Origin of the sequence: Acinetobacter sp. BHS4, assembly GCF_018454425.1 — a bacterium.
Classification (GTDB): Bacteria; Pseudomonadota; Gammaproteobacteria; order Pseudomonadales; family Moraxellaceae; genus Acinetobacter; species Acinetobacter pittii.
In genome coordinates, this window is sequence record NZ_CP075323.1 from 2,495,847 (window position 1) to 2,512,139 (window position 16,293).

Annotated in this window: 22 protein-coding genes and 1 tRNA gene; 10 read left to right on the top strand and 13 right to left on the bottom strand. The window is 33.7% G+C overall.

What is annotated here, in order from left to right:
• The first annotated feature begins 295 nt into the window (after nt 1-295).
• Together KIP84_RS11970 and KIP84_RS11975 are read left to right on the top strand one after the other, a co-directional pair.
• Nucleotides 296-823: a hypothetical protein gene (locus KIP84_RS11970; protein ID WP_032053445.1), complete on the top strand. Its 528-nt coding sequence runs from the start codon at nt 296-298 to the stop codon at nt 821-823.
• Nucleotides 824-903: 80 nt separating this feature from the next.
• Nucleotides 904-1,383: a hypothetical protein gene (locus KIP84_RS11975; protein ID WP_213688582.1), complete on the top strand. Its 480-nt coding sequence runs from the start codon at nt 904-906 to the stop codon at nt 1,381-1,383.
• Between the two features lie 167 nt (nt 1,384-1,550).
• Here KIP84_RS11975 and KIP84_RS11980 read toward each other — a convergent pair whose 3' ends face one another.
• Entirely contained in the window at nt 1,551-1,889 is a 339-nt protein-coding gene (locus KIP84_RS11980) for a hypothetical protein (RefSeq protein WP_060465949.1), read from the bottom strand.
• A gap of 283 nt (nt 1,890-2,172) precedes the next feature.
• Complete coding sequence (locus KIP84_RS11985; protein ID WP_151283288.1) at nt 2,173-2,940, bottom strand: class I SAM-dependent methyltransferase; 768 nt, start codon at nt 2,938-2,940, stop codon at nt 2,173-2,175.
• 364 nt (nt 2,941-3,304) lie between these two features.
• On the opposite strand from KIP84_RS11985, the gene KIP84_RS11990 reads away from it, so the two are divergent.
• Nucleotides 3,305-3,790: an Lrp/AsnC family transcriptional regulator gene (locus KIP84_RS11990; protein ID WP_213688583.1), complete on the top strand. Its 486-nt coding sequence runs from the start codon at nt 3,305-3,307 to the stop codon at nt 3,788-3,790.
• Nucleotides 3,791-3,968: 178 nt separating this feature from the next.
• Nucleotides 3,969-4,085: a hypothetical protein gene (locus tag KIP84_RS11995; RefSeq protein WP_002117441.1), complete on the top strand. Its 117-nt coding sequence runs from the start codon at nt 3,969-3,971 to the stop codon at nt 4,083-4,085.
• A 15-nt stretch (nt 4,086-4,100) separates the two neighbouring features.
• Here the strand turns inward: KIP84_RS11995 and KIP84_RS12000 are convergent, their stop codons facing one another.
• The 4 genes from KIP84_RS12000 to KIP84_RS12015 form a co-directional block, all read right to left on the bottom strand.
• Complete coding sequence (locus KIP84_RS12000; RefSeq protein ID WP_213688584.1) at nt 4,101-4,910, bottom strand: pyrroline-5-carboxylate reductase dimerization domain-containing protein; 810 nt, start codon at nt 4,908-4,910, stop codon at nt 4,101-4,103.
• A gap of 354 nt (nt 4,911-5,264) precedes the next feature.
• Nucleotides 5,265-5,489, bottom strand: coding sequence for a hypothetical protein (locus KIP84_RS12005; RefSeq protein WP_002117453.1), 225 nt, complete (start codon nt 5,487-5,489; stop codon nt 5,265-5,267).
• Between the two features lie 222 nt (nt 5,490-5,711).
• On the bottom strand, nt 5,712-5,927 hold the full coding sequence (locus tag KIP84_RS12010; RefSeq protein WP_005070223.1) for a cold-shock protein: 216 nt from the start codon (nt 5,925-5,927) through the stop codon (nt 5,712-5,714).
• 343 nt (nt 5,928-6,270) lie between these two features.
• Nucleotides 6,271-7,203 carry a lauroyl acyltransferase gene (locus KIP84_RS12015; RefSeq protein WP_032056596.1) on the bottom strand — a complete coding sequence of 311 codons (933 nt, stop codon included), beginning with the start codon at nt 7,201-7,203 and terminating at the stop codon, nt 6,271-6,273.
• 239 nt (nt 7,204-7,442) lie between these two features.
• Here KIP84_RS12015 and KIP84_RS12020 point away from each other — a divergent pair, with 239 nt between their 5' ends.
• Nucleotides 7,443-8,060 carry a LysE family translocator gene (locus KIP84_RS12020; protein WP_063098453.1) on the top strand — a complete coding sequence of 206 codons (618 nt, stop codon included), beginning with the start codon at nt 7,443-7,445 and terminating at the stop codon, nt 8,058-8,060.
• A 96-nt stretch (nt 8,061-8,156) separates the two neighbouring features.
• Here KIP84_RS12020 and KIP84_RS12025 read toward each other — a convergent pair whose 3' ends face one another.
• From KIP84_RS12025 to KIP84_RS12035, 3 genes are all read right to left on the bottom strand, one after another.
• A complete protein-coding gene (locus tag KIP84_RS12025; protein WP_213688585.1) occupies nt 8,157-8,702 on the bottom strand; it encodes a glycosyl hydrolase 108 family protein in 546 nt (181 codons plus the stop codon).
• A 30-nt stretch (nt 8,703-8,732) separates the two neighbouring features.
• A complete protein-coding gene (locus tag KIP84_RS12030; protein WP_002119864.1) occupies nt 8,733-9,122 on the bottom strand; it encodes a hypothetical protein in 390 nt (129 codons plus the stop codon).
• Nucleotides 9,123-9,332: 210 nt separating this feature from the next.
• Nucleotides 9,333-9,587, bottom strand: a complete 255-nt coding sequence (locus tag KIP84_RS12035) for a hypothetical protein (protein WP_213688586.1) — start codon at nt 9,585-9,587, stop codon at nt 9,333-9,335.
• A 672-nt stretch (nt 9,588-10,259) separates the two neighbouring features.
• Here KIP84_RS12035 and KIP84_RS12040 point away from each other — a divergent pair.
• Nucleotides 10,260-10,931 (top strand): LexA family transcriptional regulator, encoded by a 672-nt coding sequence (locus KIP84_RS12040; RefSeq protein ID WP_002119885.1) that lies wholly within the window; start codon nt 10,260-10,262, stop codon nt 10,929-10,931.
• A 152-nt stretch (nt 10,932-11,083) separates the two neighbouring features.
• On the opposite strand, the gene KIP84_RS12045 is transcribed toward KIP84_RS12040, so the two are convergent.
• Both KIP84_RS12045 and KIP84_RS12050 read right to left on the bottom strand, forming a co-directional pair.
• Nucleotides 11,084-11,317, bottom strand: coding sequence for a hypothetical protein (locus tag KIP84_RS12045; RefSeq protein ID WP_002119938.1), 234 nt, complete (start codon nt 11,315-11,317; stop codon nt 11,084-11,086).
• A gap of 175 nt (nt 11,318-11,492) precedes the next feature.
• Nucleotides 11,493-11,569, bottom strand: a tRNA-Met gene (locus KIP84_RS12050).
• A gap of 255 nt (nt 11,570-11,824) precedes the next feature.
• Here KIP84_RS12050 and xseA point away from each other — a divergent pair.
• Together xseA and xseB are read left to right on the top strand one after the other, a co-directional pair.
• Nucleotides 11,825-13,090, top strand: a complete 1,266-nt coding sequence (gene xseA, locus KIP84_RS12055; RefSeq protein ID WP_213688587.1) for an exodeoxyribonuclease VII large subunit — start codon at nt 11,825-11,827, stop codon at nt 13,088-13,090.
• Nucleotides 13,080-13,274: an exodeoxyribonuclease VII small subunit gene (xseB, locus tag KIP84_RS12060; RefSeq protein ID WP_002119890.1), complete on the top strand. Its 195-nt coding sequence runs from the start codon at nt 13,080-13,082 to the stop codon at nt 13,272-13,274. The genes xseA and xseB overlap by 11 nt, the downstream gene beginning before the upstream one ends.
• Nucleotides 13,275-13,526: 252 nt before the next feature.
• Here the strand turns inward: xseB and KIP84_RS12065 are convergent, their stop codons facing one another.
• Both KIP84_RS12065 and KIP84_RS12070 read right to left on the bottom strand, forming a co-directional pair.
• Entirely contained in the window at nt 13,527-13,745 is a 219-nt protein-coding gene (locus tag KIP84_RS12065) for a hypothetical protein (RefSeq protein WP_213688588.1), read from the bottom strand.
• A 48-nt stretch (nt 13,746-13,793) separates the two neighbouring features.
• Nucleotides 13,794-14,387, bottom strand: coding sequence for a LysE family transporter (locus KIP84_RS12070; protein ID WP_005802640.1), 594 nt, complete (start codon nt 14,385-14,387; stop codon nt 13,794-13,796).
• A gap of 441 nt (nt 14,388-14,828) precedes the next feature.
• Between KIP84_RS12070 and KIP84_RS12075 the strand changes: the two genes are divergently transcribed.
• Nucleotides 14,829-15,158, top strand: coding sequence for a hypothetical protein (locus KIP84_RS12075; RefSeq protein ID WP_029769000.1), 330 nt, complete (start codon nt 14,829-14,831; stop codon nt 15,156-15,158).
• A gap of 458 nt (nt 15,159-15,616) precedes the next feature.
• A complete protein-coding gene (locus KIP84_RS12080) occupies nt 15,617-15,973 on the top strand; it encodes a four-helix bundle copper-binding protein (RefSeq protein ID WP_005070246.1) in 357 nt (118 codons plus the stop codon).
• Nucleotides 15,974-16,293 lie beyond the last annotated feature (320 nt).

Below are 16,293 nucleotides of genomic sequence, written 5' to 3' on the forward strand. Positions count from 1 at the left end.
GGGCATATAGAACCAGCACGCACAAGGCGTCCCCCTTCCGTCCTACCGCTACGAATGGGGGACGAACGAGTTCGCCACCAAAAAATTGCTTTTTTGATGCGCTATACGCTCTCGGTCTGCTAAAACCGACTGGCGATGTAGGCCAGCAGGCAAAGGATAATCGGAGGGGTTTTAGGTGTCAATGTGATATTGACTAGAAAATGGATAAATAATTTTTTGTTTTTCATTAGATTAGATTCATTAATCTATTGAATAGAATATATTATATTTTCTTAACTCACATTAACTTATAAATATGAATACTATCTCAGCTACTCTTTTATTTGAACACCCGATGGCGGGATGCATTAAAGACGCAAATGGCAATTTAAAACCTTTCCCTATTCTCGCAATTGATAATATTCCATTAAATATATGGGTGCACCAAAATACACATATTACTGATCTCGCAGAAACTTTAGTTCCAGCGCAAGGTTGGTTATATGATTATGATAGTGAGCTAGCATTAAGTAATGCTTGGAAACTTCTTAAACCAGAAGCTTATGAAAATGTAGCAATTTCAACTGTAGTTCCAATTTTAATTTGCCCTGATGATTTAGATCTAGTGTGCAATGTGGTTATGGTGGAACAAGTTGTTTCAGCAGATCAAGTCGTATGGACTCGTTTTGGTTACGCATTTAACCATATTCACGATGTTGTGACATCCGTAGTCTGGGAAACCTCGCCTTCTACTCCTCACCTAAGTTTTCCGTTGAGCGAATTTGAAAAAGCATATAATGATTTAAAAGAATTAGACAAAAAATGGAGTGAAAATTTTATATAGTTTTCTTAAACATAAAAGTATATTGAAAGATGCTGCTCTTAGTTCCTCTAAATATCATGTAATAAATTTAGGTTATATAAATGTCTAATAGTTATAAATTTCAATTAAAATTGGAGCTAGATCTAAAATTAATCACACCTGAAGAAATTCAGGACTGGGCCATGCATGCTCTAGAAGATGATCCAACAAATGAGCTAGCTTTAGACATCTGTTTTTTATCAAATACTGAGCAAGTTTTACAATACTTCAGACTAACTGAAAGAAGTGAATTTAGTGAAACTTTGATAGATAAAGTAACAACAAAAGTTTTGGAAAATTATATTTTTAAGCATATAAATACCGTGAATCATAAAGACCAGATATATTCCTTTTTTCAAAATATTTTTTCCATAAATCTTTACTTAGAAAAAGAAGAATTGCGTTTCTTAATTTACTCATACGAGGGTCAACTAGAGATGGCATTAGAAGACTATTCAGAATTAGAGACTGAGGCACTATGGGAAAATTTTAAAATAGAGTTAAAGAGATATTTTTCATCTGCTAATAATTTTCATAACTAAAATATGATCACTAATAGAGCCAAAATTAGATATTTTTTATATTACAGAGCTTCTTAAAATTTATTTTCTAGTTTGTTGGCAGATTATATTTAGTGATACACCGACAAAATGAACAATTAAGTCCATCTTATCGGCTTGCTAGAATCGGTTTTTAAAACCTTATTTTTTTATTTTTTAATATAGTTTGGAAACTCTTTTAAAACCCTACTACATAATTGACCTTTTGTATCTTCTTTCTTACGTTCTTCAAATTGATTCATGCCGAATCTCATGACTTCTTTACCATATTTATCACCTAACTCATGTTTAGTGCATTTTTCAGCTTCATGAATTAGTGCCTCTGATGAATAATGATAATTACAATCAAGTTGAGCACGGCTTAAAAAACCATGCAGTTCTACTGTTTTCTCGCATTGTGTTTGCCCTACAAGACTTTTAGATTCTTGAGCAGCATAAATTGATGTTCCCACGAATAGAGTGAAAATCGTTACTAAAAAATTACGCATTATTTCCCCGACAAAGTTTTTAAAAGTATTAGTGATAATATTGCGGGCGTATTAAATAATAATTACTTATAAGTGTCTATTAATAATAAAGAAAATTAGATAACCCTCATCTCTTTTGAATACTTAATCACCTTACAAAAATTGTGTGATTAAGTTTTAACAAATGAATGATATTAAATTTTTTTATAACCATCTTTAATATAATTAGAGTTATTCGAAAAAAGAGTTCTAGTGATATTTAATTCATTTCAAATCTACTAAAACCCTTATTCATGACACCACGTTAAAACCCTAATTTCTTAAAGACAAAATAACCCACATGGCTTTCAAAGCTACCGTCATTTTGAATTTTGAAATATTTCTTCACAAGGTCAGATGAACCTTCCTGCAAATAACGTAAAGTTTTGATTTGATCTTCAGGCGTTTTCATTCGCTTTACCCAACTATCAAAGTCTAACGCAAGCGTTTGTTTATCTAAACCCACCAAGTCAAAGCCTGTATCTTCAATAAAATAGACCCACTCTTTTACACTATAATTTCGTACATGGCTTGGGTCTCGAATAGTTTCGATGGTCTGCAAAAACGTATCTAATATGGGCGAGCTAGAACTAATAATGTCTACAAAAATAACAATACCATCAGGCTTAAGCACGCGGTTTACTTCTTTCATGGCAGTCGGAACATGTTGCCAATGATGCGCAGAATATCGGCTAATGACCACATCAAACTGCTGATCACTAAAAGGCATGTCCTCAGCAATGCCCTGCTGCACAAAAATGTTTTTTAATTTGCGTTGGCTAGCCGTCTTAGACACGGTGTCTAACATTTCATGAGATAAATCGTAAGCAAAAACAAGGTCGGCATGCGGAGCAACATTATAGGAAACATGACCACCACCACAGCCTAAATCAAGGACTACAGCCTTTTCAATTTTCTGAATTTCATTAATAAATTTATTAAATTCAACGCCTTCAGAATGAGCTTGGCTATTTAAATAGTCGAGAGATTTATTTTGATATTGTTTTTGATTTATATCATGCTGGGTGATCATAACCTTGCTCCTCCTTTGTAATGGAATTACATTAAAGGAAAATTTAGATAAAAAATAATGATTAGTTTTTCTTCAATTGATAAATAAAAGTTATTATTTGATTTGTTTTGATATGTCATGCCATTTAATAAAAATAGATTTAAAGATTAATAAGAAATCCGCAAAGAGCACTGTTTAGTCACCCTTACTGAAACAGTGCTCTTTGCTCCATCCCAACCTCTATCCAGAAAGGTTCGATGCATAGAAATAGTGTATGTACCTTTGACTCAAAATGTTTCCTGTATTTTTTAAAATTTTTAAACATTCACAGCATAAAAATGAAGTATATTAATTTTTATCAGAAGATTCTTCTTTGGTTTATATTTTGAACAGAATAGAATACACACTAGATCGTATAGATCGGAAAATTTTATCTGCATTAAGTGGAAATGGCCGTTTAACCGTTGCTCAACTGGCCGAAGAAGTAGGGCTTTCATCTTCTCCGTGTTGGACTCGACTGAAACGTCTGGAAACTTTAAAAATTATTGAAGGATATACGGTAAACGTAAACCAAAAAGCGATTGGCATTCATGAAGTTTTTTTTATTGAAATTACTTTAGAGCGCCACGATGACGAAATGCTAGAAAATTTCAGTGAAGCATTAGCAGATATACCTGAAGTAGTGGAAGCTCATCTCGTCACAGGTGACTATGATTATCTAGTTAAAGTAGCAGTCAAAGATGCTGACCATTACGAACGATTTTTAAGAAAGAAGCTTTATTCAATTAAAGGAATACGCCACACCCGTTCGACCTTTGCCCTACGCCCTCTCAAATCTGCTAATACAGCCGATTTAATGTTAATCGAATAGAAATGCTAAACACGTACAGGAAATTCATTAATTTTTTGATTTTAAAACCCTTATTAAGATAAAACCTAGAAAATATAACAGATCATAGCTCTGTTATATTTTTTTTAAAAAATTCTGTATCTATCATTACAGCCTTCACTTCTTCAAAATATAATTAATCTGAATTGGAGGCATCGCCATGAACATTTTGAAGAAAAAAAATAAGGCCAGTTTTGTATTCTTTATTATTACTCTCTACTCGTTTATTGGGTTTGGCTTAGGCTTCGTTATTTGGGAATACTTTTTAAAGGCCTAGTTTGCTAAAGAATACTTAACTCACCTCAGTAATAATTTCTGAAGTGATTTCTTTACTACGATGATATGCGGCCTTCATAGCTAAACGTATATCATCAGATACATTTCCTAGCTCAAACATTCTGAGTGCTGATTCGGTAATCCCGTTAGCCAACGTCACCTTGCCACACAGATCCGTTGGCGGGACATTACTTTTACGGACCATTTCAACTGCGCCACTAGCCGCTTGGAGTGCTAAATCTAGAGCAAATTGTTTATCAAGTCCTAAAGAAACCCCTGTCTTTATCATGCTGTCTAAAATATAGAAAAAGTAAGCCGGCCCAGAACCAGACAAAGCAATAATTGCGTCTGACTGCGTTTCAGACGGCGCCCAAAAAGTCTGACCCGTTGCAGAGTACAGCATTTCGATTAGGTCTTTATCAAGCTGGTCCATTTGCTCTGAAGCAATAAGCACATGTGTCCCCGTATGCGTCAGCACAGGCGGATTTGAAATTACACGAACAATTTTTTTCGAACCCGTAAAACGAGTCAAGTTTGCAATATCTACTCCCGCCATCATAGAAACTATAATTTTACTAGCTAACCATTTTTTTAGCGGTATAAGTGTCTCTTTTAACTGTTTAGGCTCTAGTAGTAAAACAACAATTTCAGCTTTTTTTAGTCCATTTTCTTTTTGCTTTAAAGCATTTGTATCATTAATCTTTTTCTCTTCAATAAGGTGTATTTTTTCTTTTTTAAATCCTTTTAAAACCAACCCTCCTATTAACGCTAAAGCTAGATTACTACTGCCAATAAAACAAATATTAGGTTGTACTGCACTTAACATTTAAAATGTTTTCCTTTCTTAAGAGAGGTTTATAACAACAAATATTATCTATAATTTAATTATGTATATTGAATTAATGATGACCGTCTGAATAAAGAACCCACTTTAATAAGATATATTATTAAAGTGGGTTTTGTTTTATTCGCGCAATAAATAAAACAACTTTAGATTAAGCCTAATGTATTACTATTGTTAGTAAATACCACAAAAAAAATGTTAAGCTGTGTAACATATACAAGAGTATTGTAAAAAATTCTGTAACGAATTCTATTAAGCTAATATAAAAAATATCTATTACTTAATAAGAAAATCTTTAAACCAAATTAAGGCACGGAAGTGTTCTAGTTCAAACAACTAAAGAGTTTCTTTCTTATTCGCTAAAATTCTCTCGGCTTTTCTGATCGCCTGTTGTAAATCAATATCTTCGCATACCCAAAAGGTAAATATTTTTCCAAATAGGTGGAAATGCTGTTTAACATACTGAGAGCTATTGTCTGAATAGTGCTCTTCTATCTTAAAAACATCATTATGATTTTCTATCTTTTGACCGTCTAAAATACCGCCAATACAAATATCCATTTTAGTACCATACACCTAATTAGTTATATTTTAACAAAAAATTTAGAAGCACTTTTAAGAGCATATTTTTATTCTGCTTTTTATTTTTAAAGATAAGCTTAATTAAAACTTATAAAAAACCCACAACATAGAGTGGGTTTTTAAACTCTTCTAAAGCGCTTTAGCCTTAAACATATTCTATTTAAATAATATATTTAAAACAACTCTAGTCGCTCTATGAAATTATGAATTCTGAAGAATCACAATATTTGAAGCTTGCGGGCCTTTTTTACCCTGTACTACAGTAAACTCAACACGTTGGCCTTCTAAGAGAACTTTAAAACCTTGTGTTTGAATATCGGTAAAATGAGCAAAAATATCCTTACCTTCATCAGCCGCAATAAAACCAAAACCTTTAGTTTCATTGAACCATTTTACTGTACCAGTAGAAGTAGACATATATTTATCCTAAATTTTAAAATATTATAACTTATTATTGGGGAAACCAATTTAACTAAAAAATAGACGTGAAAACTTAAATATCTGAATGAACCGAAGACTTATAAATAAAACTGCGAAATAGAAATTTATGATGACAAGAATATTTTGTTAGTTATGCTCGACTATACACGCTTCAAAATCATTTGCAATCGATATTCAAAATAATTAAAGCAAGAAAAATTCTATACTGCTGGTTCTACATCTTTCATCTTGATTTGATTAAAGATCCTTTCAATTAAAAATCTAATATTCTATATTTTAATTGAAAGAAGTACTTTTAATTCTTGAGTTACTGACGCCATTAATAGAATTTCTGTTCACCAGCAGGACGTGTTTTAAAGCGTCGATGAAACCACATGTATTGTGTAGGGGCAATGCGAATTTGGTTTTCAATAATCTTGTTTACCCTTTCAGCGTCACTGACTTCACAGCCACTCGGGAAATTTTCTAATTTAGGTTCTACTAAAACATGATATTGCGGATTACGAATATCACCACTACGGTAAAAATATAAAGGCACGGCTGCTGCTTTTGAGATATCCATTAGTCTGCGATGCGCTGTAACGGTAGCTGCCTGAATACCGAAAAATGATGCCATTACGCCTTGTTTTAAGCCAAAATCCTGATCTGGGCTATACCATATCGCATGCCCATGTTTAAGGTTTTGTATGAGTCCACGCATGTTGTCTCGAGCAATTTGGTTTTTATACACTCGCGCACGACTACGATGAATCAGAAAATCTAAAAACGGATTGTTTTGAGGTCGGTAAACCACGTCCATATTAAAAAATAAAGTACACGCCGCTCCACCTGCATCTAAAAGCGTACTGTGGGTACCTAATAAAAGTACGCCATTTTCCTGATTATTGGTTAAATTTTCTAAACCATCTATGTGAACACGACTTTTAAACCAATTTGGGCAATACCAAGCATTTAAAGCTTCAAATACACCCGTTAAAGTATCAACAAAAACCTGTTTAGCTTTTGCCTCAATTTGCAAAGGTGTTTTTTCTGGGAAACATGCTTGTAAATTACGTAGTGTAGTTTTTCTTCGAGAACTTAAAGATTTCCACGCTATTTTTGATAGTAAGTCAGCAAGGCGCCATTGAATAGCCCAAGGTAACATCGCAAATAACATTAGAATAAAAGCTAAAAACCATATACCCCAATATTTAAACGCTAAAAAGGAAAATTGAAACTCGCCAGATTTAAACTGCCGTTCATTTTTCGTCATACTATAGATTTCTTGAGGTATAGACTTAGTATACTAACATGCTCAATTTTTAACGTTGTGTGTTTATGTTGCTTTCACTTTTATAGTTTTATATGCCCTATTTATTTATACAAATCTATATTTTAAATATTTAATCTATTTAAGGCTTAAATATACATAACCTTCTGTATACAACAATTATTTTCTCATTTAAAGTAACCGCACAATCTTGCCTCAATTGATAAATAGGATATATCAGCGTGAGCGGTCTTTTAGTATTTATAACAATAGCATTTCTTACCCTATTAAGCCCAGGACCGGGAGTTTTATTTACTGTCACAAATTCAATTAACTATGGTGTTAAAACTGCTTTGTTTGGAATAAGTGGTTTAATTATTGGTATGTTTGTGATTGCTGTAATTTCTGCCAGCGGTGTAGGGCTTATTATTACCAGTAACCCTACTATTTTTACGGTTTTAAAATTTATTGGTGCATTTTATTTAATGTATCTCGGATATAAAAACTTCACTAAAAAACTTGCAACCCAAGAGTTAATGACCGATCAACAAAAAGATAAAGCTGTAAGTAAATCTAAATTGTTTTATCAGGGCCTATTTGCATCTTTGCTTAATCCAAAAACAATCGTATTTTTTATCGCACTGTTCCCTCAATTTATTGATATCAAGAAAGAGATTTTAAATCAATTTTTAATTCTTTCTTTAACCTTTTGTTTTATTGGTTTTTTAATTCATTTAGTTTATGCAAATTTCTCTTCAATTTTTAAAGAGAAAATGTTAGCTGGAAATAATTTCTCGATGCTCAATAAAATTAGTGGTGCTATTTTCTTTCTACTTGCCATTTTACTTATCGCACAATAAAGCATTGCTCGACCTATTATTTGTTAAAAAGCCTTAACTCATGGTTAGGCTTTTTAACTCATTAGATCTTTAAACATGTTCTCTTCTAATACATTTTTAGAGTGTTACTCTGTTTAATATCCAACCATAAAAGAAATCTTCGTAGTTAGGGTTGTTCTCGGTAATTTCAATATAATGCTGCCCTTGCATAATATTTAAAATGCGCACAAATACTTTTTCTCCCTCTTTACGACGTCTATTTAAGTAGGTCGCCAGTGCTTGCAAAGTTAGAGGTCCGTACTGACCATCTACCACAAGATTTGGCCAATCTTCCTTCCCCTGCTTATTCAGCAGATTTAAAGCACGTTGTAATAAAGGCTTTGTAAAATTGACGCCACAATTTATAGCCGTATCCAGTAACTCTTCTGCAATAGCTGGGCTAATCGCATTAATCTGGTCAAACTGGGGTTCAAGCCAGTATTTTTGCTTATAAATAGATTTGGCGACACTTAAGGGCAAGTCTTGCATGTTGCCTTGATATCCGTTCGATCGAGCGACTACTTCTGTAATGCCAAATTTAGTCGCATGGCCATGATCTGATGGATGGTTAACATACCCACCTTCTCGGTTGATAACTTTTTCTAAGTATTGATCAATATTCATTTTATTCTACCTTTATATTTAAAGCTGTCTTTAGCTATTTTGAAGATCATCTTTTGCTTTTTTTAGGTCTTTAATGACCTCTACAATCGTTTTGCCTTCTTGTTTATTGATGAAGTTAAATATCCATCTCACAATAGCCCAGCCCGGTAAACCACATATGAAGAAAAATCCAGATAGGGTGATCATTCCCCAAATATCGGATACCCATTCATGCAGGTTCCATTTCATAATAATGAATGAGCCGCCTGTCAGGCTTGAAACTACTGTACAGATGAGAGCAACAATCCATTCTTGTGGAGAACGAGGAAACCGCATCATTAATACAACTGCGACAACTAAGCTGACTGCCAGAGCCACCATAATTGCAATACTATAAAAATTTAAAAATGTGGCTAACCCACTGCTAGAAACTGTTTCCATGACTTTGTCCTGCGCTAAAGGGTAAAACTTGAAAACTCATTACGTTGACTAGTTTGTGGTTTTCAATGCTTATTAATACCCTTCGTTTTCTTTATTACAGTCAATAAAAAACACTAACGCTTTACAGCAGCGCTAAATTGCAAGACGAACTTATCCTTGACCCCATTTATTTCAGAGGTCCGAGAAAGAATGTTTGTATGCTAAAGCCTGTTAGTGTACACCGTTTAAGGCTTGTTCAATCAACTCAATCACTGTGATTGCACCAATCGCTTTTTGCATAGAGACTTGATCATCGAATTCGAATGCGTCATCTTCAAGCTCATTTACAATCTGCTTGGCCTCCTCAAGTGCCCTTTTTATTTTTTGTACCTTATATTTGTTTACGTCTTTGGCAATTGTCGGGATATACCCTCCACGTTTTGCATTTTTAAGTTGTTTAGCTCTGTTCTGCATTGCTGTAGTCATTCACTATCTCCAACTCAATGTACTCGTTAGTAAGGCGTCTTTATCGTTTGTTATTCTTGAGGTTTTGATACATTCTTTGAGCAATATAGCTAAGCTATGACTACAAATGTGTGTTCAAAACGTTTCATCTGGTACAACAATCATAAAGAACCAAACTATATGCAATTAAGCCACTAATTTATAAACAAATATTTCCTTTTCTAAAAATGTAAAAAAGTATTAAATTTTGTGGATTTAAGCTTTTTACACGCCTTAATTTTTTGACCAAAAAGTTCATATAAGGCTTTGCCGTATATCGGAAACTTTTGTTAGGTCTCACAATCTTTGTTAAATTCTTCATGTTCTTGATACCCTTTATCGACGAACATTAAGCCTGATCCACGGAATCGGGCTTTTTTTATTCCAATTTTTGTTTTGATAGCCTGTTTGCAAATAATAATTCAGCTATCTCCCTTTTATTTTGCTACCTCTAGAAACAAAATAAATTTAGCTTCCATCCCAAAGCTTTGATAAAGCGATAAATAGTGACTTAGGTACCACTTAAATTTTCTCTATTCATCTTGAGATATAACTGATATTATAACTATAGTTATTATTAGTCAATAACTATAGTTGTTTAACTCTATATAACTTAAGTTATATATTTGTTATAAGTTTACTGGTGTAACCATTATGGCTCTTAAAGACCGTTTAAAAGACTCTAGAATTAAAGCCAAAAAAACTCAGGCTGAAGTGGCAGAAGCTGTAAAGATGTCGCAACCTGCCTATCAGGCTTTAGAGTCAGGGAAAAATTTAAAATCTGCATTTCTTCCTTTAATTGCTCAATTTTTAGGAGTGGATGGTTATTGGTTAACGACGGGGAATACTGAAGATTCTTTTAGAGAAAGTGATGTATTTAGCCCGACTGTAGTAAGTGCAGAATCTACCGATCAATATGTCTGGATTGAAGTTGTAGAAGCTAACTTTTCTTGCGGGACTGGCGAATCTATTGAATTTCACTTTGATGCTATTAATGGAAAAATTCCATTCCCTGCTTCATTCTTTAAAGAAAAACGCGTTGCTCAAGAATGCATGCGTATTATTAAAGCTAAAGGCGATAGCATGACCGACTACATTAAAGACGGAGATTTGGTGGGTATTGATATCTCTCAAACAGAAGTCATTGATGGCGAGATTTATGCGGTTTACTTTGCTGGCGAAGGAATGATTAAACAGATTTTTAAAGAGGCAGATGGCTCTTTAATTTTGCATAGCTTAAATGAAAAATTTAGAGATCGACGCGTAACAGAAGAGAACGGTAAAAACTTTAAGGTTATGGGTCGCCAGTTCTGGCGAGCAGGCTAATTTAGTTATTAAATATAATTAAAATAATAATGCACTTATTTTTAATCACTTCAGCCTTTTTATAACTTTAATTATTTATATAACCTGTAGACATAAAAAAACCTATCTCCTTTAAAAGAGATAGGTTTTCTCGCTTTATTACCATGGTTTTATCAACAATATGTATTTAAACGATAAAGTTGATTAAACCCAGCATAGAAGCTTTTACCATCTTGGTTTAACTCAATTTCTTCACCAGATTGAAGTTGAATTTTTTTACCAACTTCGACCCAACGATATCCATCGAGAGAGTTTTGTTTACGTACATGAGGAACAATCCTCACATTAATTTCGTTGCCATTTACGGCTGTGGCAATGTGCCACTCATTTACTATATTCACAATCATTCACTCATCACTGAGCTCATGTGATTTTACGGTATGTAATTAGAACGCTAGATTTAAGGTATGGACAGTTCGTCTAGAATTTAATATTTAGCTTTATATAGGGTTATTTATAAGCTAATTGCTTTTCATAATTTTCGTATTATGAAAAGTGGTACATCACAGAGCATAATATTTTTGGATGCGGGAGTCGGATTTGAACCAACGACCTTCGGGTTATGAGCCCGACGAGCTACCAGACTGCTCCACCCCGCAATTGGAAGTTAGCTTTATACGCTCATATATTTTATAAAGCAAACTTTATTTTTTAATCGGTTGTAATTATTAACAATTCTCTTTTTATTATTTTTTCATTTTAACCATTCAGTCTAAATTCACTTATCACTTTCAATTTTTAATTCTTTAAATTGTTGTATTTATTTTAAATAGAACCCGATATTCATAGACAGCAATTGCCTTGGTTGGATGGCTTTTATACTATCTAGTTTGGCCCTTTAATTTTTAGTTCGTATGTCTGAACCTCAGTTTTCCCTTAGTGAATATCTCGGCACAGTTCAGGAAGTCATACGTGTGGCTTTTGATGAGCCAGTTTGGGTGAAAGCAGAAATTCGAAATTTAAATATTAAGGGCGGTCATTACTATTTAGAACTCGCAGAAAAAGATACAGAGACGGATAAAGTCATTGCCAGCTGTAAAGCCACAATCTGGAAATTTTCAGCGAGTAAAATTGTTTTAAAGTTCGAACGTGAAACTGGAATTGAGATTTCAAGTGATTTAAATGTACTCATCAAAATTAGAGCACGTTTTGATCCTCAATATGGATTTTCGGTCAACATTGAAGAGATTGACTCAAGCTTTACATTGGGTGAAATTGCTAAACGTTACCAGCAAATTATTGAACGACTTACTCAAGAAGGTTTAATCCATAAAAATAAACTTCTTCCCACTCCTTTTGATATTCAAAATGTTTTAGTCATTGCCCCTCAAAATGCTGCGGGCCTTGGTGACTTTAAAAAAGATGCAGATGCACTTGAGCGAAATGGGGTTTGCCATTTTGTGTATCACACCGCTACTTTTCAAGGAAACACGGCTGCAACCAGTTTGATTGAATCCTTAGGTTCAGGTTTAAGACAATGGGCCAGCACCTTTAACTTTCCACCTGATTTGATTGTGATTATTCGCGGTGGTGGATCGGTAAATGATTTAGCTTATTTAAATGATTATGAACTTGCCGCCCTACTTTGCAAACGTAGTGTACCGATCTGGGTAGGTATTGGTCATGAAAAAGACCGTACAATTCTTGATGAAATTGCTCATCGCTCATTTGATACACCAAGTAAAGTCATTGCTGGTATCCGAAACCACATTGTTGAACGCGTCCAAGAAGCTGTAGATAGCCTGCAAACGATTAAGCTACTTTCTCAGCATCAAATCACGACCTATCAAAGCAAAAATGATCAACTGCTTCATCACATTAAATCTTCGGCACAGAGTCAACTTAGCTCGGCACATCGTTTGCTTGACCAGATGAAAGAACGTATTCAATTTAGCTCACAGCAACAAGTTAAATTTTCATTAGCCCAAATCGAATCTTTGATGAAAGAAATACTTTTGCAAAACCCGAAACAGGTTCAGGCCAAGGGCTATGCAATTGTGAGATCAGAAGGAAAAGCGATTCGCTCTATACATCAAATTTCAAGCCCAGCCATTGCCATTGAGATGCAAGATGGTGTGGTTGAAGCCAACATAACACAGGTAATTCCAAATGAAGAATGAAGAGTTAACGTTTAAAGATGGTCATGACATTTTGAAGAAAAATGCCGAATTACTTGAATCTCAGGAAAGCCCGGATATCGATAATTTAATGAAAATTGTTGAAGAATCTATTACGGCTTATAAAGCGTGTAAATCACGTATTGAAGCCGTACAACAGGCTTTAGATGAGACATTTAAAGAATAAAAAAAGCCCACTCCTACTTCTCATTGAAGGAATGGGCTTAGTGAAATCCACTTAATCCTGAAATGTAAAAATGTGGATTAGGTCACATTTTACACAGGCATAGTCCCATAACCATTTTAGATGTTCAATATTTTAATTGTGTCTATACGTTAGTTTGGCTTAATTTTCACCATCTCTTAACTAAATGACTTCTATTAAGACCGTACAAAACACAAACTTTACTCATGGTTATTGTTAAATTTAATTTAAAAGTTATTCCTCACTGAATGGACCAATTAACTGATAAATTTTGCCGTCTTTAGGGTTTTCATAGAGCAAATCCATATTGGGTAAAATAATATCGTCATTAATTTCAATATGTTCAACACTTTTATGAAGCTCAAGCGCATGGTTATTCATGGGTCTAACTTTTGCCAAAGCAATTGATTCTTTATCAAACTGATCCTTGATAATTACTTTTAATCTTGTCATGAAAATCTCCTGAAAAATAAATTTTTTAATATAAATAATGGGTTAAGTTTAAAATGAGCTAATCGCAGAATAGCCGATTGGCATCGCAAAAAAAGTTAAAATAAATGCAGCCGTACGTTGTAAATTACGTTGGTTTAACCAAGTTACTTTGTTTGAAATTAATACGGTTCCAAAAGCAATCCATAAAAATGCAATGGGTGTAATTAATGATAAAAAAATAGCAATATGCACAAAATAAACGTGAAGCACTTCCCATGCTGCATGTGGAAAAATAGCAGAAGCAAAGAGTAAAGCTTTAGGATTTAAAAGTGTTGCAACAAATAAAGCCTTAGGTGTAATCAGTGGGCTGTCTAATTTGATGTCGTTTGTTGATGTTATCCAAAGTTTAAATGCAAGGTAGAGAATAAAAGTTGCACTTATTAACTTTAATAAGGCAGGAAGCCAAGGGATAAAATGTGAAACTGACTCAAGCAAAACACCCCATGAAGTAATTGCAATCAGATAACCCATCACTTCAGCAGGAATAAGTTTAAGAGACTGCTTCACCCCTGCTTGTATTCCAGCCGAGGCTAACAATGTATTTGTTGGGCCTGGAGTCAACAAAATGGTGACCACAAGTCCAATAAACATAAATGACACCATAGGCAACGAACTCTTTAGTTATGCTAGGCGAAATATGTCAAAAAGGAATATCTATTGTCGACATAATGGTTGTAACAAGAAATATTGAATTTTATTTTTTTAATTTTAAAACAAATAATTAACTCCACCTGACTACAAATTCACTTACTATTTCAATAATTTTAAATATGCAAAATCGATCACAGAAACATAGAATAAGCGCTATTTTTTCTGCTCGCCAAACAATTAAATCAAGCTTTTTTTCACAGAAAAATAAGCCGTTATTTTTAATATTTAACCCTTATTTAGCTTATTTAATAAACGCTTTTTTCTGACTTGAAATTTGAAAAATGATCAATATATAAACAACTAGAAATCGTGATTTTACTGAATATGATGTCCCGTTCCCCATCAATTCTTTGATTGTCGCTTTCATCAAATAAATCAGATGATGGAGGATGCATGATGAATGCTTATGTTCGCCCTCATCCAGATGGTTTTAAATCTTATTTAGGTAAGAATCAGAAAACCGGACTCTACATTGTACGAGTTGGTTGGACGGTTTATGAAATGAATGGCAATGGCTCTGTGCTATACATTGTTAAGAACGAAGATACGATTCCGTTGGATGTAGAAAAGTTTAAAACTGATCGCCCCAAAATTCATGCTGCTCTTCTAAGTGAAGTTCAGTTTCAACGCAAGAAACAACTTGCGATTGATCTCCAGCAATCAAACATCCCTTCTTATGACCGTAAAGCCTACAAAAAACGGCGTGGCTTTATAGACTCTTAAGTAAAGGTTTCACTTTAAACTCATATAGAAAAAGCACCCTTAGGTGCTTTTTCTTTTAACGACCAGTTGTAATTAATACGAGCATACTCAGTATTAAAGTGCTTAATGATCGTTTGCAATGTATGTGGACTTCATGCTCAGCTCCGTGAGCAAATTGATTAACGTTTTCCATTTCGTGTGCCCTTAAAGTTCACACTGATAATTTGCACAATTTTCACACAATAAGAAATTAGCCAAAAGTATTATATCGAATCAAATTTTAAATCTAATGCTGGGCAAGTAGTTTTGAAATTTATAAATGAAGTAGCTAGATGTAACATTCTTATACGAGGTTAAACCCTATTGAGCGTTTGTAGACCTTTCATTTCAAACTCACCTACCAAAGAAATGATTTTATAAAATGAAAAGAGATAACAATATTCTGTTTTTTAATAATAGTCTTCGACAGGAGAACTTTTATGGAAACTCAACAAGAAACCAACTCTTCTTTATTTTGTAATGCTTCTACCTCAATTCAAGCATGTATTGAATGTATGATTGCCTGCAAAACATGTGCAGCTGCATGTTTGCAAGAAGAACATGTGCACATGATGCGTGAATGTATTAAGCATTGCATGACATGTGTAGAAACCTGCCAACTTTGTACGTCTTTAGAACTCAGAAACTCTGAACTAGCAGAATCAGCCATGCAACTTTGTGCGAACGCTTGTCAACTTTGTGCAGCAGAATGCAGTAAACATGACCATGAACACTGCCAAGTTTGTGCTAAAGCGTGCCTTGCTTGCGCACAAGCTTGTCTGGCATATCGTGCCTAAGTGGTATTTACAACTTTAAGCCTACGCAATCTTTAGATCGTAGGCTCATTAAAATATTTTAAATAACATTGAATTAAATATTCTTTATTTAAACTAATTACAATTTTTACTTTTTTATAGGCATAAAAAAACCCGCATCTTGGGGAAAATGCAGGCTCTTAGATCTCCCACAACGACCATGAGTTCATTATTAAACTTGAACTTTAAACCGTTAACCAAATGTACCCTTAATAAAAACAAATTGCAATACAGAAGAGTCTGTATATTTGAAATATTTTATTATTTTTACATTACTTTTTCATAAGTATTTTAAAAATATA

What these genes read in the sequence shown, in the direction of transcription:
- KIP84_RS12045 (WP_002119938.1), bottom strand. Translation starts at nt 11,317, where the DNA reads ATGATTGTGAATATAGTAAATGAGTGGCACATTGCCACAGCCGTAAAT.
- KIP84_RS12000 (WP_213688584.1), bottom strand. Translation starts at nt 4,910, where the DNA reads ATGTTAAGTGCAGTACAACCTAATATTTGTTTTATTGGCAGTAGTAAT.
- KIP84_RS12065 (WP_213688588.1), bottom strand. Translation starts at nt 13,745, where the DNA reads ATGACAAGATTAAAAGTAATTATCAAGGATCAGTTTGATAAAGAATCA.
- KIP84_RS12080 (WP_005070246.1), top strand. Translation starts at nt 15,617, where the DNA reads ATGGAAACTCAACAAGAAACCAACTCTTCTTTATTTTGTAATGCTTCT.
- KIP84_RS11970 (WP_032053445.1), top strand. Translation starts at nt 296, where the DNA reads ATGAATACTATCTCAGCTACTCTTTTATTTGAACACCCGATGGCGGGA.
- KIP84_RS12005 (WP_002117453.1), bottom strand. Translation starts at nt 5,489, where the DNA reads ATGGATATTTGTATTGGCGGTATTTTAGACGGTCAAAAGATAGAAAAT.
- xseA (WP_213688587.1), top strand. Translation starts at nt 11,825, where the DNA reads ATGTCTGAACCTCAGTTTTCCCTTAGTGAATATCTCGGCACAGTTCAG.
- KIP84_RS11995 (WP_002117441.1), top strand. Translation starts at nt 3,969, where the DNA reads ATGAACATTTTGAAGAAAAAAAATAAGGCCAGTTTTGTATTCTTTATT.
- KIP84_RS11975 (WP_213688582.1), top strand. Translation starts at nt 904, where the DNA reads ATGTCTAATAGTTATAAATTTCAATTAAAATTGGAGCTAGATCTAAAA.
- KIP84_RS12010 (WP_005070223.1), bottom strand. Translation starts at nt 5,927, where the DNA reads ATGTCTACTTCTACTGGTACAGTAAAATGGTTCAATGAAACTAAAGGT.
- KIP84_RS12070 (WP_005802640.1), bottom strand. Translation starts at nt 14,387, where the DNA reads ATGGTGTCATTTATGTTTATTGGACTTGTGGTCACCATTTTGTTGACT.
- KIP84_RS12030 (WP_002119864.1), bottom strand. Translation starts at nt 9,122, where the DNA reads ATGGAAACAGTTTCTAGCAGTGGGTTAGCCACATTTTTAAATTTTTAT.
- xseB (WP_002119890.1), top strand. Translation starts at nt 13,080, where the DNA reads ATGAAGAATGAAGAGTTAACGTTTAAAGATGGTCATGACATTTTGAAG.
- KIP84_RS12015 (WP_032056596.1), bottom strand. Translation starts at nt 7,203, where the DNA reads ATGACGAAAAATGAACGGCAGTTTAAATCTGGCGAGTTTCAATTTTCC.
- KIP84_RS12040 (WP_002119885.1), top strand. Translation starts at nt 10,260, where the DNA reads ATGGCTCTTAAAGACCGTTTAAAAGACTCTAGAATTAAAGCCAAAAAA.
- KIP84_RS11985 (WP_151283288.1), bottom strand. Translation starts at nt 2,940, where the DNA reads ATGATCACCCAGCATGATATAAATCAAAAACAATATCAAAATAAATCT.
- KIP84_RS12075 (WP_029769000.1), top strand. Translation starts at nt 14,829, where the DNA reads ATGATGAATGCTTATGTTCGCCCTCATCCAGATGGTTTTAAATCTTAT.
- KIP84_RS12025 (WP_213688585.1), bottom strand. Translation starts at nt 8,702, where the DNA reads ATGAATATTGATCAATACTTAGAAAAAGTTATCAACCGAGAAGGTGGG.
- KIP84_RS12035 (WP_213688586.1), bottom strand. Translation starts at nt 9,587, where the DNA reads ATGACTACAGCAATGCAGAACAGAGCTAAACAACTTAAAAATGCAAAA.
- KIP84_RS11980 (WP_060465949.1), bottom strand. Translation starts at nt 1,889, where the DNA reads ATGCGTAATTTTTTAGTAACGATTTTCACTCTATTCGTGGGAACATCA.